This window comes from Paraburkholderia phytofirmans PsJN (genome assembly GCF_000020125.1).
GTDB lineage: Bacteria > Pseudomonadota > Gammaproteobacteria > Burkholderiales > Burkholderiaceae > Paraburkholderia > Paraburkholderia phytofirmans.
On record NC_010681.1, the window covers coordinates 2,781,024 to 2,796,654 of the forward strand.

The following is a 15,631-nucleotide window of genomic DNA, read 5'->3' on the forward strand; positions in this document are numbered from 1 at the left end:
GGGCGCCGGCTTCATGCGGTGAGGCATGCGCCGGCTAATGAGGGGCAATCATACCATCGCGCGTGGGCGGTTTTTGCCGTCCTTACGGTCGTCGAGCCCGGTATCGCGCTGGTCGGCGAGGCTGGCCTCCTGAATGGCCGGATCGGGCGGCATGGCCTTGGTCCGATGCACCCAGCTGGACAGCGCCGAAGCCAGCACGATGCACACGCCGCCCGCCCATTCGCGTGGACCGGGCGTCTCGCCGGCGAACAGCCACGCGGACAGCGCCGTGACCACGATCTCGAACAGCATGATGATCGACGCGCGATTGGCCGGCACGCGCGCGAGCCCGTACTGCACCAGCATATTGTTCGACGCCAGCAGAAAGCCGAGTCCTAGCACCAGCCAGACGGCCGTCCCGAGATGCGCGCCGGTGGGCGGCGCGGGCATCGCCTCGAACAGCGAGGCGCAGGCGCTGAACAGCGCCGCGCCGCCGAAGATCGTCGCGGTGCGCATTTCCGGCTTCATGTTCGGCAACACGCGGCTCGTCTTGAGAATCAGCACGTTGCTCATGGCGAAGCCCATGCCGCCCGCGAGACCCGCCCATTCGGCGAGATTGCCGGGCACTGGAATCCCGAGTTGCGGCGACCACAGCATGGTCATGGCGCCGGCCAGCGACAGCGCGGCGAGTGCCGCGCCGGCCCAGGTCAAGCGTTCATGCAGGATGAAGTGCGCGAAAAGCGCGGTCCACGCGGGGGTGAGATAGAACAGCAGCAGCACGCGCATCACCTGGCCGTGAATCGAGCCCCATACGAAGCCGAGGTTGGTGATGCCCGCTGCCAACGCGAGCGCCGGCAGCAGCCAGTGCCAGCGCACGGTCTTAAGCGCGCGATAGCGCACCAGCAGCACGAACAGGCAGCCGGCGCCGCTCGTCAGCGCGCTGGCCGCCGTGCCGGTCACGCCGAGCGCGTTCAGCATGCGCAACGGGTACCAGATCATCCCCCATACCGACGCGCCCAGCATGATCGCGAGCGTCGGCCAACCATTGCGAAGCCAGTTGCTCATGGTGCGGGGCTCCTTGCGGAGGTGATCGGGGTGTGTCTGTCGCGGGCCGCGATGCTTGTCGCGCGGGCGCTGAGGACAGCGCCGTTTCTCGCACATGCACTTGAGAAGTTGCGTTTGAGGACCCCAGCGTTTCCGGCGAAGGCGCTAGTGACGTTCCGGCCAAGGACTGCTGCGTTTCTCGCTAAGGTGCTGGTGGCGTTGCGGCCGAGAACTATGGCGTTTCTGGCAAACGCGCCGGCGGCGTTCAGGCCGTGGACCGCGGCGCTCCTGCGCCTGTTGTGTCCGGATGTCTCCAAGACTGCTGCGTACATTGCTGCTCCTGCTTCTTCTTTCGCGAACCGTCGGCGGCTCGCGTCGTTCCCGCTGCAGCGCATTGCCTGCGCCGCCTGGCGGGTTGCGCCGTCGCTCGACGGCGCGCTGTCCTTTATCTGCTCAACTGCTTCAACTTGCCTTCACCGACCAGCCGAGAATCGCCTGCGCTACGCCGCCGTGCCATGCTTACCCACAAACCGCCACGCCGCCGTATGCCCGCCATGCCAGGCTCGCCACGCTATAATCATCCGCTCGCCGCTGCTGCCGGCCGTTCAGCGTGTTTTACCGCCGCCGGCGCGTGCCCAGCTTGTCGCTGCATCCTTTTCCGCATCCGTCTCTCGCCCATCTTCGATCAGGCTCGATCCGCCCCGTGAATCCGCTACTCGACTCCCTTCAGCCCTACCCGTTCGAAAAGCTGCGCGCGCTTTTCGCGGACGTCACGCCGAGCGCCGGCCTCGCGCATATCAGCTTCGGCATCGGCGAGCCGAAACATCCGACGCCCGAATTGATCCGTGACGCCGTGGTGGCTTCGCTCGGCGGCTTGTCGTCGTATCCGGCCACGATCGGATCGCCGGCGCTGCGCGAGTCGATCGCGAAGTGGGTCACGCGGCGCTACAACCTGCCGCCGGTCGATCCGGCCACCCAGGTGCTGCCGGTGTCGGGTTCGCGCGAGGCGTTGTTCGCGCTCGCCCAGACCGTGCTCGACCCGAAAAAGAATGCTGACGGCGAGCCTGCGATCGTACTCTGTCCGAACCCGTTCTACCAAATCTACGAAGGCGCCGCGATTCTGGCCGGCGCGCAGCCGTACTTCGTGAATAGCGACCCGGCGCGCAACTTCGCCTGCGACTATTCTGCGGTGCCGGCCGACATCTGGGCGCGCACGCAACTGCTGTATGTCTGCTCACCGGGCAATCCGACCGGCGCGGTGCTCACGCTCGACGACTGGCGCGAACTGTTCGCGCTGTCGGACCGCTACGGCTTCGTGATCGCTTCGGACGAGTGCTACTCCGAAATCTATTTCGACGAAGCCAACCCACCGCTCGGCGGCCTGGAAGCGGCGCACAAGCTCGGCCGAGGCTTCGAGCGCCTTGTGATGCTGTCGAGCCTGTCCAAGCGCTCGAACGTGCCGGGCATGCGCTCAGGCTTCGTCGCGGGCGACGCGGCGATTCTCAAGGACTTCCTGCTATACCGGACATACCACGGCGCGGCCTTGTCGACGGTGTTCCAGAGTGCCAGCATCGTGGCCTGGAACGACGAGACGCACGTGCGCGAGAACCGCGCGAAGTACGTGCAGAAGTTTTCCACCGTCACGCCGATGCTCGCCGAGGTGCTCGACGTGCGCCTGCCGGACGCCGCGTTCTACCTGTGGGCGGACGTCTCGCGCACGGGCCTCACGGATACCGAGTTCGCCCAGCGCCTCTACGCCGACTATAATGTGACGGTTCTGCCGGGCTCGTTCCTCGCGCGCACTGCGCACGGCGTGAACCCCGGCCGCAATTTCGTGCGCATGGCGCTCGTCGCCGGCGTCGACGAATGCACACAGGGCGCGCAGCGAATCGTCGATTTTTGCCGCGCGCTGGCAGGTTGAGTTTTCGTCGATCGCAACCCCGCGCACCGCATCCCTTCTTCCGATTTCAACTCTTCGATAAAGCACGCATATGTCGCAACAACTTCAGCAGATCATTGACACCGCCTGGGAAAATCGCGCCGAACTGTCGCCCAAGGCCGCTCCGGCCGACGTGCGCGAAGCCGTCGCCCACGCCATCGAGCAACTGGACAAGGGCCTGCTCCGCGTCGCGGAAAAGAAGGACGGCGACTGGGTCGTCAATCAGTGGCTGAAGAAAGCCGTGCTGCTGTCGTTCCGCCTGGAAGACAACGCGCCGATGCCGGCTGGCGGTTACAGCCAGTTCTACGACAAGGTGCCCTCGAAGTTCGCGAACTACACCGCTGAAGACTTCGCCGCCGGCGGCTTCCGCGTGGTGCCGCCCGCCATCGCGCGCCGCGGCTCGTTCATCGCGAAGAACGTCGTGCTGATGCCGTCGTACACCAACATCGGCGCGTATGTCGACGAAGGCTCGATGGTCGACACGTGGGCCACCGTCGGTTCGTGCGCGCAGATCGGCAAGAACGTGCACCTGTCGGGTGGCGTGGGCATCGGCGGCGTGCTGGAGCCGCTGCAGGCGAACCCGGTCATCATCGAAGACAACTGCTTTATCGGCGCGCGTTCGGAAGTGGTGGAAGGCGTGATCGTCGAAGAAAACTCGGTGATCTCGATGGGCGTGTACCTCGGCCAGAGCACCAAGATTTACGACCGCGAAACCGGCGAAGTCACGTATGGCCGCATTCCGGCCGGCTCGGTGGTGGTGGCGGGCAACCTGCCGTCGAAAGATGGCACGCATAGTCTCTACTGCGCCGTGATCGTCAAGAAGGTCGACGCCAAGACGCGCGCGAAGGTCGGCCTGAACGAGCTGCTGCGAGGCGACTGATGGCGCGCGGCACCAAAACCGTCGTCTACGGCATCCCGAACTGCGACACCGTGAAGAAGGCCCGCGTGTGGCTGGAAGAACATGGCGTCGAGTTCGAGTTCCACGACTTCAAGAAGCATGGCGTGACCGAACCGCTCGTGCAGGACTGGCTCAAAGACGTGAAGCTCGACGCCTTGCTGAACCGGCGCGGCACCACTTGGCGCGCGCTGTCCGACGACATGAAAGCGGCCGCGGACACGCAGTCGGGCGCGATCGCGTTGATGATTCACAAGCCGTCGGTGATCAAGCGGCCGGTGCTGGTGGTCAACGGGCGCGTCAAGTCGCTCGGTTTTTCCGCGGACGAGTACACGGCGCTGTTCGCCTGAGAAAAGTATTGTTGCCTGAGCGCGGAGCTGTTTGTTCAGGCAGGGCGCGACTCGCCTGGTTTGGCGTGCAGTGCTGGATACTGGGGCTCGCGGCCAGTCCACGCGAGTCTCAGTGCATGCGCCGAACGCATCGCGCCATGTAGTAAAACGCGGCCCGGCCGCGTGACTCAAAAAGCTGTTGCCGGCTGCGGTGTTCAACCGCCAGCCGGCATTTTTTCATTTCAAAGTGGCTGTATCGAATCCATGTCCGGCACCCTCGCCCTTACCGAACAACTGATCGCGCGCGCGTCCGTCACGCCCGACGACCAGCATTGCCAGCGCCTCCTGATCGAGCGCCTCGCCGCACTCGGCTTCGAGCACGAGACCATCGAATCGAACGGCGTGACCAACCTGTGGGCCGTCAAACGCGGCGTCGACGGCACTGCGGGGAAGCTGCTCGCGTTCGCCGGCCACACTGACGTGGTGCCGACCGGCCCGCTCGAACAATGGCGCTCGGCGCCGTTCGAGCCGACCCATCGCGACGGCAAACTTTACGGCCGCGGCGCGGCGGACATGAAAGCGTCGATCGCGGGCTTCGTGGTGGCGAGCGAGGAGTTCGTCGCCGCGCACCCGGCGCACCGCGGCACGATCGCCTTCCTGATCACGAGCGACGAAGAAGGCCCCGCCACCGACGGCACCGTGAAGGTCGTCGAAGCCTTGCAGGAACGCGGCGAGCGCATGGACTACTGCATCGTCGGCGAGCCGACTTCGAGCGCGCAGTTCGGCGACATGGTGAAGAACGGCCGGCGCGGTTCGATGTCGGGCAAGCTGATCGTCAAGGGCGTACAAGGCCATATCGCCTATCCGCATCTGGCGAAGAATCCGGTGCATCTGCTCGCGCCCGCGCTGGCCGAACTGGTCGCCGAACGCTGGGACGACGGCAACGAATATTTTCCGCCCACCACATGGCAGGTGTCGAATATTCACAGCGGCACCGGCGCGACCAACGTGATTCCGGGCCATGCGGACGTGATGTTCAACTTCCGCTTCTCGACGGCGAGCACGGTGGAAGGTCTGCAAGCCCGCGTGCATGCGATCCTCGACAAACACGGCCTCGAATACGATCTGCAATGGACCGTGAGCGGGCTGCCGTTCCTCACGCCGCGCGGCGATCTGTCGAACGCGCTCGCCAAAGCCATCAAGGACGAAACCGGCCTGAACACCGAACTGTCCACCACCGGCGGCACTTCAGACGGCCGCTTCATCGCGCGCATCTGCAAGCAGGTGATCGAGTTCGGCCCGTTGAACGCCAGCATCCACAAGATCGACGAACATATCGAAGTCGCACACATCGAGCCGCTGAAGAACGTGTATCGCCGCGTGCTCGAACAACTGATTGCCTGAACCAAGGACTATTGCGATGACGCTCCCGTTTTCCACCGTTCGCGACCTGCTGCGTTTCGCTGTGTCGCGCTTCAACCAGGCCGAACTGTCGTTCGGCCACGGCTCGGCCAATGCCTACGACGAAGCCGTCTATCTGGTCCTGCACACGCTGCATCTGCCGCTCGATCTGCTGGACCCGTTTCTCGACGCGCGCCTGACCGCGGCTGAAATCGACGCCGTGCTGAACGTGATCGAGCGCCGCGCCACCGAACGCGTGCCGGCTGCCTACATCACGCAGGAAGCCTGGATGCACGGCTTCCGCTTCCACGTGGACGAGCGCGTGATCGTGCCGCGTTCGTTCATCGGCGAATTGCTGCAGGACGGTTTGCAGCCCTACGTGGAAGATCCCGAGCAGGTGAGCGCCGTGCTGGAGTTGTGCACCGGTTCCGGGTGCCTCGCGATTCTCGCCGCGCACGCGTTCCCGAATGCGGATATCGACGCCGTGGATCTGTCCGCGCCCGCGCTGGAAGTCGCCGCGCGCAACGTCGCGGACTACAAGCTCGATGACCGCATCGCCCTGTTCGAAGGCGATCTGTACGCGCCGCTCGCCGAGCGCCGCTACGACGTGATCATCAGCAACCCGCCGTACGTGAACGCGGCGTCGATGCAGGATCTGCCGGCCGAATACAAGCACGAGCCGAATATGGCGCTGGCCGGTGGCGTCGACGGCATGGACATCGTGCGCCGGATCATCGCCGACGCGCGCAACTGGCTGACCGACGAAGGCGTGCTGGTCGTCGAAATCGGCAACGAGCGGCAACACGTGGAAGCGGCATTCGGCGGGCTCGATCTCGTCTGGCTTTCGACCAGTGCCGGCGACGACAACGTGTTCCTGATTCAGGCGGCTGATTTGCCGGTTTGAGGTCTTGTCGCTTCTTCCGGACGCGGTGTGCATGGCGAGGTTGTTAAGCCGCGCGCACCGCGTCGGAGCGAAGCTGCTTTCCCGGTCGTTCGCAATCGCCCGTAATCGAAGCGTCTCGCGCTTCCGAGCAAAGCCGCCTTCACGAGCGCTGCATTCGAGCGCCCAGCTTGACCAGACTTCCCAAGGCCAACTCGGGGCCTTTTCGACGAGGCAAACGCAAAAAATGTTGCCACGTCGACCACGCCGTATTCACGCCCTCGCCCTCCAGGTCTGAGCGCAGCTCGACCATTCCCCACCCCCAACGCACGCACGTTCGGTAAGATGAGCGCGGTCAGCTGCCCGGCACTCATCGAGCCAGCCCAAGCAGCGCTTCGCCAACCCAACGCCTGCCTATGCAATTCGACCTGCTTCACATCGGCACGCTGGTCGCCCTCTGCCATATTCTCGGCGTGGCCGCGGCATGTCACGCGATTCTCAACACGCGCACTTCGCAAGGTGCGATTGCGTGGGCCGTGTCGCTGGTCGCGATGCCTTATCTGACGCTCGTGCCGTATCTGTTCCTCGGCCGCAGCAAGTTTGCCGGCTACGCGGACGCACGCCGCGTCGAAAACGAACTGCTGCGCACGCGCGCGCATCCGCCGGAATGGGACACGCGCGCTTCGTCGGCGGGACTGCCGACGCTGGAACTCGGCGGCCGGCTCGTGCATTCGCTCACGCACCTCGGCGGCATGCCGTTTCTGCCCGGCAACTCGGTGCGCACGCTGGTGAACGGCGCGGCGACTTTCGAGGCTATCTTCGACGCCATCGAGAACGCGCGCCGCTACGTCATCGTGCAGTTCTTCATCGTGCGCGACGATGCGCTCGGCGAGATGCTCAAGGACGCGCTGATCGCGAAAGCGCAACAAGGCGTGCGCGTGTACTTCCTGTACGACAGCATCGGCAGCTTCGATCTGCCGCACCGTTATGTGGCGGCGCTGCGCGCGGGCGGCGTGGAGACGCATCCGTTCGCCACCAATCGCCGCTTCGTCAACCGTCTGCAACTGAACTTCCGCAATCACCGTAAGATCGTCTCGGTGGACGGCGAACGCGCGTTTGTCGGCGGGCACAACGTGGGCGTGGAATATCTCGGCGGCAAGCCGCCGCTCTCGCCGTGGCGCGATACCCATATCGAGGTGCGCGGACCGGCGGTCGCAAGCATCCAGTTCGTGTTCACGGAAGACTGGCACTGGGCCACGCAGCAGTTGCCCGAGTTTGACATGCCGCCCGCCCCGGCCACCGGGTCCGCAGCGGGACACAACATGCACTGTCTCGTCGTGCCGAGCGGTCCGGCGGACAAGCAGGAGACCTGCTCGCTCTTCTTCGTCGAAGCGATCAACGCGGCGCGCGAGCGAGTCTGGATCACCTCGCCCTACCTGATCCCCGACGAGGCGGTGTTCTCGGCCTTGCGGCTCGCGGCGCTGCGCGGCGTGGACGTGCGCATTCTGATTCCGAGCCGGCGCGATCACCTCGTGGTGTTCGCCGCCTCGAAACTGTATGCGTACGACTCGCTACGCGCGGGAATCCGGATCTTCCGCTACCAGCCGGGTTTTCTGCATCAGAAGGTCGTACTGATCGACAGCGCGGCCGCGGCGATCGGCAGCGCGAATCTCGACAACCGCTCGTTCCGGCTGAACTTTGAGATCATGGTGCTGACCGTGGACCGCGGCTTCGCCAAAGAGGTCGAAACAATGCTGCTGGCCGACTTCGCCGAATCGCGCGAAATCGACCGCAACGAATACCGCAAGGCAACCGCCTTGAAACGCGTGCTCATGCATGTGGCGCGTCTCTTCTCGCCGATCCTCTAGCAGCCGCCGCTTTAAAGCAGTTTTTCGATGTCCTCGGTGATCGCCTCGGGCTTCGTCAGCGGCGCATAGCGCTTCACCACGTTGCCGTCGCGGCCGATCAGGAACTTGGTGAAGTTCCACTTGATCGCTTCCAGGCCGAGCAGACCGGGCGCCTCGCCCGTCAGATAGCGGAACAGCGGATGCGCGTTCGCACCGTTGACGTCCACTTTGTCGAACATCGGGAACGTCACGCCGTAGTTCTTTTCGCAGAAGCTGCCGATCTGCGCGGCGTCGCCCGGCTCCTGTTTGCCGAACTGGTTGCAGGGAAACCCGAGCACCGTCAGCCCGCGTGCGGCGTAGGTGTCGTACAGCTTCTGCAAGCCCGCGTACTGCGGCGTGAACCCGCATTCGCTCGCCGTGTTGACGATCAGCAGAACCTTGCCTTCATACTGCCCAAGGCTGACTTCCTCGCCGGCCAACGTGTGTGCCGAAAACGAATAAATCGATGTCATGTGCTCCCCCGTGAAAGCCGTCAGTCTATGCCAAAAGCCTCGGCGGTACAGTCGGCCGAATGGCCGATGCCCGTTGAGCGCCCGGTGTCAGTCCCGGCAGTCTAAAATAGAGGTTTTCTTCGGCCGGCCTCTTCGTGATCCGCTTTAACCAGTTCAGTCTCGCGCGCGGCACCAAGCCGCTCTTCGACAACACCACGTTCACCCTCAACCCCGGCGAGAAGGCCGGGCTGGTGGGGGCGAACGGCGCGGGCAAGTCGACGCTGTTCGCCGTGCTGCTCGGCGAATTGCACGCGGACGGCGGCGATTTTTCGATCCCGCCGAACTGGCAGATCGCCCACGTCGCGCAGGAAACGCCCGCCGCGGACAAAACCGCCCTCGCCTACACGCTGGACGGCGACGCCGCCTTGCGCGTGATCGAAGCGGCGATTGCCGCCGCCTCCGCCGCGCACGACGGCGCGGCTGAAGGCGAAGCGCACGCCGCGTTCGCCGACGCCGACGGCTACACCGCGCCCGCGCGCGCCGAAGCCCTGCTGCTCGGCCTCGGCTTCACGCTCGACCAGACCCGCGAGCCGGTCAGCAGCTTCTCGGGCGGCTGGCGCATGCGGTTGAATCTGGCGCAGGCGCTGATGTGCCGCTCCGATCTGCTGCTGCTCGACGAACCGACCAACCACCTGGATCTCGACGCGATCGTCTGGCTGGAAGACTGGCTGGCCCGCTACCCCGGCACGCTGATCGTGATCTCGCACGACCGCGAATTTCTCGATTCGGTCTGCAATGTCACGCTGCATCTGGAGCAGCAGCAGATCAAACGCTACGGCGGCAACTACTCGCAATTCGAAGTGCTGCGCGCGCAGCAGATCGCGCTGCAGCAAAGCGCGTACGAGAAACAGCAGCGCACGGTCGAGCATTTGCAGAGCTACATCAACCGCTTCAAGGCACAGGCCACCAAAGCGCGCCAGGCGCAGAGCCGCGTCAAGGCGTTGGAAAAGATGGAACTGATCGCGCCGGCGCACGCGTCCTCGCCATTCACGTTCGAATTCCGCACGCCCGATTCCGCACCGAACCCGATGATGGTGATGGAAGACGTGCGCTGCGGTTACCGTAGCGAGGGCGAACCCGTTGTCGAGATTCCGATCGTCGATCACGTCATGCTGTCGATCCAGAACGGTCAGCGCATCGGGCTGCTCGGCGCGAACGGCCAAGGCAAGTCCACGCTGATCAAGACGCTTGCCGGCACGCTCGAGGCGCTCGGCGGCCATGTGCGCGAAGGCAAGGGGCTGCGGATCGGCTACTTCGCGCAGCATCAGCTCGAAACACTGCGTCCGGACGACACCCCGTTGCAGCACCTCGCGCGTCTCGCACCGGACACGCGCGAGCAGGAATTGCGCGACTTCCTCGGCAGCTTCAATTTTTCCGGCGAGATGGCGACGTCGAAAATCGCACCCTTCTCCGGCGGAGAAAAGGCCCGCCTCGCGCTCGCGCTGATCATCTGGCAAAAGCCGAACCTGCTGCTTCTCGACGAACCGACCAACCACCTGGACCTCGAAACGCGTCACGCGCTGACCATGGCGCTCGCGCAGTTCGAGGGCACGCTGATTCTGGTGTCGCACGACCGGCATCTACTGCGCGCCACCACGGATCAATTCATGCTGGTCGCGAAACATCGACTGCAGGAATTCGATGGCGACCTCGACGACTATCGCGACTGGCTGCTCCAGCATGCGGCTGAGCAACGCGCGGCGCTCAAGGCGGGCGCGGCGTCGAGCGGCGCGAATGGCGGTGATGGCGCGGACAACGGCGTGAACCGCAAGGAACAGCGGCGCCTCGAGGCGGAAACGCGTCAGAAGCTTGCGCATCTGAAAAAACCGCTGCAAAGCCGGATCTCGAAGATCGAGAAGGAAATGGACGCGCTCAACGCGGAGAAGGCGACGCTCGATGCGTTCGTCGTCGATCCGGCGAGTTATGAGCCCGAGCAGAAAAGCAAACTGACGGAGGCGATTCGCCGTCAGGCAGATGTGAACGCGCGCCTCGAAGCGCTCGAAGCCGAATGGCTCGAGACTCACGAGGAACTCGAACAAATCGGCTAGCGGCACGCTGTTGCAGGTCCGCGCCGGCATCGACGGGAGCTTGGCTTTGTCATCCACGACATCATCGGTTTCAATGCCAGGGGCGTCGGCTGGGTCATTGGCGACGGGTTCGGCCGGGTCGTCTGCTAACCCGTCGGCGACGGCTTCGGCCGCGTCTCCGGCGGCTGCTTCGGCCGGGGGTTCGGCTGCCGCATCTTCGGGTACCCCTTCGGCCGCATCCTCGGGCACTTCACGGGCCGCATCTTCGGCTACTTCACGGTCCAAGTCTTCGGCCACTTCACCCGCATCGGGCTCGGCCGCTTCGCCGACCGCCTCCGCGCCGCCCGCGCTACAGGGTCTGCGCGTGCTCGACCTCACGCGCCTGCTGCCGGGCCCGGTCGCCGCCTTGCGGCTTGCCGAACTGGGCGCCGACGTGCTGAAGATCGAAGCCCCCGGCGCGGGCGACCCCACCCGCACGATGATGCAATCGTCGAGCGATCGCGTGGCCGGGCGGCCCGGCGCGTTTTACCGGCTGGTGAATCGCGGCAAGCGCGAGACGCGCCTCGACCTCAAGTCCGAAGCGGGACGCAACGTGCTGTGCGCGCTTGCCGCCGAAGCGGACGTGCTGATCGAGAGTTTCCGGCCCGGCGTGATGGAGCGGCTGGGCCTCGGCTACGAAACGCTGCACGCGCTCAATCCGCGGCTGGTTTACTGCGCAATCAGCGGATACGGCGCGAGCGGTCCATTCGTCGACCATGCGGGACACGATCTGAACTACATCGGCTACGCCGGCGTGCTCGATCAACTGGCGGGCCGTGACGGCGCGCCCATCCTGCCGAATTTCCAGATTGCCGACCTGCTCGGCGGCGCGCTGAGCGCGGTCACGCAGATCCTCGCGGCGCTGTGGCATGTTTCGCGCGGCGGCGAGGGCCGCTTCGTCGATGTCTCCATGACACATGTCACTTACGCGCACAACGTGGTGGCTCAGGTATCGCTCGCCAATGATGGCGTGGCGCCCGGCGTCGGCGCCGGGCTGCTGAATGGCGGCGTGCCCTGCTACAACCTGTACCGCACGCTCGATAACCGCTGGCTCGCGGTCGGCGCACTTGAACTGAAGTTCTGGGAAACGCTCTGCATGGCGCTCGACCGGCCCGAGTGGGCCACGCGCCATTGGAGTCTCGGCCAGGCGATCGGCGGCCCGGACGCCGCCGCGCTCACGCAAGAACTCGCCGATGTGATCGGCAAGCGTCCGCTGGAAGAATGGGTTTTGCTGCTGGAGCCGCTCGACTGCTGTGTGTCGCCGGTGCTGACGGCGGCGGAAGCCGCGCGTCATCCGCTGTTCAATCCGCAGGCTTACGAGACGGCGGGCGCGGACGGTGCAGACGAGAAAGACAGGTTGATCACCTAGGGCGCGGGTGAATTGGTTTCGCGGGCCGGCCGGGGCTCATCGGCAAACGGCGTTTGATATGAAGCGCATTTGCTCCCGTTAGCCTGACCGGGCTCACTCGTCGCGTTGGCGGAGTTGCCCACGTCGGACCATTTGCGGCATTGGCCTCAAGTGACATGACCGGCCACTTGGGCACAAAACCGATCACCAACCCCGCACCCGCAAGTGCACGCCCCGGAGCCGTTAGCGCCGCGCGACCGTCTGCCGCGGCAACGTCTGACGCGGTGTCTTTTCGTCGTCGTACAGCACATGCTTGCGGCCTTCCACATGACGGTTGATCGTCGCGCGGACTTCGGCGGGCGTGGCGTCTTCCGCCACCACGCGCCGGGATATCTGCCCCGCCGTGTCGATCCACTCGACAATCCGGCAAGCGCCGCCCCATGGCTGGTGAATAGGCGCGGAGACGCGGCAGCCGCGCACCTGTATCGGCCGTTCGGCTCCGGTTTCATGTGACTGTTTCAAGGCGCGATCCTTTTTCGGGCATCAGAAGGGATGCAAACCCTTGCAGCTTAGGAAAAAGGAATGTCGGGTAGGTTACAGCCAATATGGGGATATTTACCGCCCATTACGGAACGTCGGGCGCCGCCAGGACGCCCGAACCCCGTCTATTCAAGCGTGCGGACCCGGTCGATGGCCTGTTCGATCCGCTCGACCGCAACGACCTGTAAGCCTTCGATCGGCTGTTTCGGCGCATTGGCCTTGGGAATCACCGCAACCGAAAAGCCCAGCTTGGCGGCTTCCTTCAGGCGCTCCTGACCGCGCGGCGACGGCCGGATCTCGCCGGCGAGGCCCACTTCCCCGAACACCACCAGCCCCTTGGGCAGCGGCTTGTTGCGCATGGACGAATGAATCGCGAGCAGCACGGCCAGGTCGGCGGCGGGCTCGGTGATCTTCACGCCGCCCACCGCGTTCAGGAACACGTCCTGATCGAAACACGCAATGCCGGCATGCCGGTGCAGCACCGCCAGCAGCATCGCGAGCCGGTTCTGCTCCAGGCCGACCGCAAGACGGCGCGGATTCGGCGCGTTGGCCGAGTCCACGAGGGCCTGCACTTCGACCAGCAGCGGCCGCGTGCCCTCCTGCGTCACCAGCACGCATGAGCCTGGCACCGACTGCTCGTGCTGCGACAGAAACAGCGCCGACGGATTGGCCACGCCGCGCAAGCCGCGCTCGGTCATGGCGAACACGCCGAGTTCGTTGACCGCGCCGAAGCGGTTCTTGATCGCGCGCACCAGACGATACGAGGAATGCGTGTCGCCCTCGAAGTACAACACCGTGTCGACGATGTGTTCGAGCACGCGCGGCCCGGCCAGCGCGCCTTCCTTGGTCACGTGGCCGACCATGATGATGGTGGTGCCCGACTGCTTGGCAATGCGCGTGAGTTGCGCCGCGCATTCGCGCACCTGGGCGACCGAACCCGGCGCTGAAGTCAGCGCGTCGGAATAGACCGTTTGGATCGAGTCGATCACCGCGACATCGGGCCGCTGCTCGGAGATCGTCGCCTGGATTTTTTCGAGCTGGATTTCCGCCAGCAATTGCAGCTCGCTTGCCTTCGAACCCGGCTCCAGCAACGAAAGCCGTTGCGCGCGCAACGCAATTTGCGCAGCCGACTCTTCGCCGCTGATATAAAGCGCGCGTTTGTCGGCAGCGATTTCCGCGAGCGATTGCAGCAGCAGCGTCGATTTGCCGATGCCCGGATCGCCGCCGATCAGCACCACGCCGCCCGGCACGAGACCGCCGCCGAGCACGCGGTCGAACTCGCTCACCCCGGTGGAAAAGCGCGGCACATCGGATGCCTCGATATCGGCGAGACGGCGCACCGGCGCGCTCTTCGCGAGCGCCTGGAAACGGTGCGTGGACGGCGCTTCCGCCACCGACTCGACCAGCGTGTTCCACGCATTGCACGAGGGGCACTGGCCGGCCCATTTCGGCGATTGCCCGCCGCATTCACTGCAGATGTACAACGTTTTGGGTTTTGCCACGCGTTATTGCCTGTGTTGCTGTTCTTTGGATTGAAACGCTTGCTGCGGGGCCTGGCGCGCGCCCGGGTTGCGTGCCTCGGTTGCGGGCCTTTACTCCGCCCGCACCGGTACGCGCGGCGCCACGGCGCACATCAGCTCATAGCCGATGGTGCCGCACGCCTGCGCGACGTCATCGATCGGCAGCGAGGTACCCCACAGTTCGACGCGCGAGCCGACGTTGGCGGTCGGCACCGGCGTCAGGTCGACGGTGAGCATGTCCATCGAGACGCGCCCGACGACCCGCGTGCGCACGCCGTCGACGATCACCGGCGTGCCCTCCGGCGCGACACGCGGATAGCCGTCCGCATAGCCGCACGCCACCACGCCGATGCGCATCGACCCGCGCGCCTTGAACGACGACCCGTAGCCGACCGTATGACCTTCGCTGAGCGTCTGCACGGCGATCAGTTCCGAGGCGAGCGTCATGGCGGGCTGCAGGCCGGTGCCTTCGATCGCCGCCGTGACGCCGGACGGCGACGCGCCGTACATGATGATGCCCGGTCGCACCCAGTCGAAGTGCGTGGCCGGATGCCACAACGTGGCCGCCGAGTTGGCGAGGCTGCGCGCGCCGGCAATGCCTTGCGCGCCGCGCTCGAACGCCTGCACCTGATAGTCCACGCCGCGATCGCCGTCGGCGTCCGAGAAATGGGTCATCAACGTGATCTGGCCGACGCCTTGGGCAGCGCGCGCCCGTTCCCACGCGGCGCGGAACTTCTCCGGCGTGTAACCGAGGCGATTCATGCCGGTGTTCATCTTCAACTGGATATTGACCGGTTTGGACAGACGCGCCATTTCGAGCATGCGCAACTGTTCGTCCGAATGCAGCGCGGTGGTCAGGCTGTAGCGGTCGATCACGTCGATATCGGTCGGACGAAAGAAGCCTTCGAGCAAAAGAATCGGGCCGGCCCAGCCCAATTCACGCAACTTCACGGCTTCTTCGAGGTCCAGCAACCCAAAGCCGTCGGTTGCGCGCAGGCCCGGAAAAACGCGTGCAAGGCCGTGCCCGTAGGCGTTGGCCTTGACGACGGCCCAGATTTTCGATTTCGGCGCGTAGCGCCGGGCAACGGCGAGATTATTGGCGAGAGCGGAGGTATGAATCGTGGCTGAGAGCGGGCGCGGCATGGGATATTTTCGTAAAGACGCTTGCGAATCAGCGGCTTACAGGGCGTTTTCAGCGCTCCGTAGCCCGCTGGGCGGTGCGATCAAGGATTCTGCTAGTCCGAATCCATCTATTTTCATGATATAAAGCCGTGCGCACAACCCATTTCGAC

13 protein-coding genes are annotated in these 15,631 nt (G+C 64.9%); 8 read left to right on the plus strand and 5 right to left on the minus strand.

Features of this window, described 5'->3' with window-relative positions; all coding sequences use genetic code 11:
• Window positions 1-48 precede the first annotated feature (48 nt).
• A complete protein-coding gene (locus BPHYT_RS12180) occupies window positions 49-1,044 on the minus strand; it encodes a DMT family transporter (protein WP_012433457.1) in 996 nt (331 codons plus the stop codon).
• Window positions 1,045-1,726: 682 nt separating this feature from the next.
• Here BPHYT_RS12180 and dapC point away from each other — a divergent pair.
• From dapC to cls, 6 genes are all read left to right on the plus strand, one after another.
• Window positions 1,727-2,944 carry a succinyldiaminopimelate transaminase gene (gene dapC / locus BPHYT_RS12185; RefSeq protein WP_012433459.1) on the plus strand — a complete coding sequence of 406 codons (1,218 nt, stop codon included), beginning with the start codon at window positions 1,727-1,729 and terminating at the stop codon, window positions 2,942-2,944.
• A gap of 70 nt (window positions 2,945-3,014) precedes the next feature.
• The gene (gene dapD, locus BPHYT_RS12190) at window positions 3,015-3,842 is read left to right on the plus strand and encodes a 2,3,4,5-tetrahydropyridine-2,6-dicarboxylate N-succinyltransferase (RefSeq protein WP_012433460.1); all 828 of its coding nucleotides are present in this window, start codon (window positions 3,015-3,017) and stop codon (window positions 3,840-3,842) included.
• The gene (locus tag BPHYT_RS12195; protein ID WP_012433461.1) at window positions 3,842-4,207 is read left to right on the plus strand and encodes an ArsC family reductase; all 366 of its coding nucleotides are present in this window, start codon (window positions 3,842-3,844) and stop codon (window positions 4,205-4,207) included. Before dapD ends, BPHYT_RS12195 begins: the two co-directional genes overlap by 1 nt.
• Before the next feature lie 243 nt (window positions 4,208-4,450).
• Complete coding sequence (gene dapE / locus BPHYT_RS12200; RefSeq protein ID WP_012433462.1) at window positions 4,451-5,590, plus strand: succinyl-diaminopimelate desuccinylase; 1,140 nt, start codon at window positions 4,451-4,453, stop codon at window positions 5,588-5,590.
• 16 nt (window positions 5,591-5,606) lie between these two features.
• On the plus strand, window positions 5,607-6,491 hold the full coding sequence (gene prmB, locus BPHYT_RS12205; protein WP_012433463.1) for a 50S ribosomal protein L3 N(5)-glutamine methyltransferase: 885 nt from the start codon (window positions 5,607-5,609) through the stop codon (window positions 6,489-6,491).
• Window positions 6,492-6,883: 392 nt separating this feature from the next.
• Window positions 6,884-8,335, plus strand: coding sequence for a cardiolipin synthase (gene cls, locus BPHYT_RS12210; RefSeq protein WP_012433464.1), 1,452 nt, complete (start codon window positions 6,884-6,886; stop codon window positions 8,333-8,335).
• 11 nt (window positions 8,336-8,346) lie between these two features.
• On the opposite strand, the gene BPHYT_RS12215 is transcribed toward cls, so the two are convergent.
• Window positions 8,347-8,826: a glutathione peroxidase gene (locus tag BPHYT_RS12215; RefSeq protein WP_012433465.1), complete on the minus strand. Its 480-nt coding sequence runs from the start codon at window positions 8,824-8,826 to the stop codon at window positions 8,347-8,349.
• Between the two features lie 134 nt (window positions 8,827-8,960).
• Here BPHYT_RS12215 and BPHYT_RS12220 point away from each other — a divergent pair, with 134 nt between their 5' ends.
• The gene (locus tag BPHYT_RS12220; RefSeq protein WP_012433466.1) at window positions 8,961-10,913 is read left to right on the plus strand and encodes an ATP-binding cassette domain-containing protein; all 1,953 of its coding nucleotides are present in this window, start codon (window positions 8,961-8,963) and stop codon (window positions 10,911-10,913) included.
• Between the two features lie 337 nt (window positions 10,914-11,250).
• The gene (locus BPHYT_RS12225) at window positions 11,251-12,300 is read left to right on the plus strand and encodes a CaiB/BaiF CoA transferase family protein (protein WP_274378465.1); all 1,050 of its coding nucleotides are present in this window, start codon (window positions 11,251-11,253) and stop codon (window positions 12,298-12,300) included.
• Window positions 12,301-12,522: 222 nt separating this feature from the next.
• On the opposite strand, the gene BPHYT_RS12230 is transcribed toward BPHYT_RS12225, so the two are convergent.
• From BPHYT_RS12230 to alr, 3 genes are all read right to left on the minus strand, one after another.
• Window positions 12,523-12,801, minus strand: coding sequence for a DUF2866 domain-containing protein (locus BPHYT_RS12230; protein WP_012433468.1), 279 nt, complete (start codon window positions 12,799-12,801; stop codon window positions 12,523-12,525).
• A 143-nt stretch (window positions 12,802-12,944) separates the two neighbouring features.
• On the minus strand, window positions 12,945-14,321 hold the full coding sequence (radA, locus tag BPHYT_RS12235) for a DNA repair protein RadA (protein WP_012433469.1): 1,377 nt from the start codon (window positions 14,319-14,321) through the stop codon (window positions 12,945-12,947).
• A 90-nt stretch (window positions 14,322-14,411) separates the two neighbouring features.
• Window positions 14,412-15,482: an alanine racemase gene (alr, locus tag BPHYT_RS12240; protein WP_012433470.1), complete on the minus strand. Its 1,071-nt coding sequence runs from the start codon at window positions 15,480-15,482 to the stop codon at window positions 14,412-14,414.
• Window positions 15,483-15,631 lie beyond the last annotated feature (149 nt).

Bases quoted from the DNA above. Each gene is read 5' to 3' on its own strand.
- BPHYT_RS12180 (WP_012433457.1), bottom strand. From the start codon at position 1,044: ATGAGCAACTGGCTTCGCAATGGTTGGCCGACGCTCGCGATCATGCTG.
- dapE (WP_012433462.1), top strand. From the start codon at position 4,451: ATGTCCGGCACCCTCGCCCTTACCGAACAACTGATCGCGCGCGCGTCC.
- alr (WP_012433470.1), bottom strand. From the start codon at position 15,482: ATGCCGCGCCCGCTCTCAGCCACGATTCATACCTCCGCTCTCGCCAAT.
- dapD (WP_012433460.1), top strand. From the start codon at position 3,015: ATGTCGCAACAACTTCAGCAGATCATTGACACCGCCTGGGAAAATCGC.
- BPHYT_RS12195 (WP_012433461.1), top strand. From the start codon at position 3,842: ATGGCGCGCGGCACCAAAACCGTCGTCTACGGCATCCCGAACTGCGAC.
- BPHYT_RS12215 (WP_012433465.1), bottom strand. From the start codon at position 8,826: ATGACATCGATTTATTCGTTTTCGGCACACACGTTGGCCGGCGAGGAA.
- cls (WP_012433464.1), top strand. From the start codon at position 6,884: ATGCAATTCGACCTGCTTCACATCGGCACGCTGGTCGCCCTCTGCCAT.
- prmB (WP_012433463.1), top strand. From the start codon at position 5,607: ATGACGCTCCCGTTTTCCACCGTTCGCGACCTGCTGCGTTTCGCTGTG.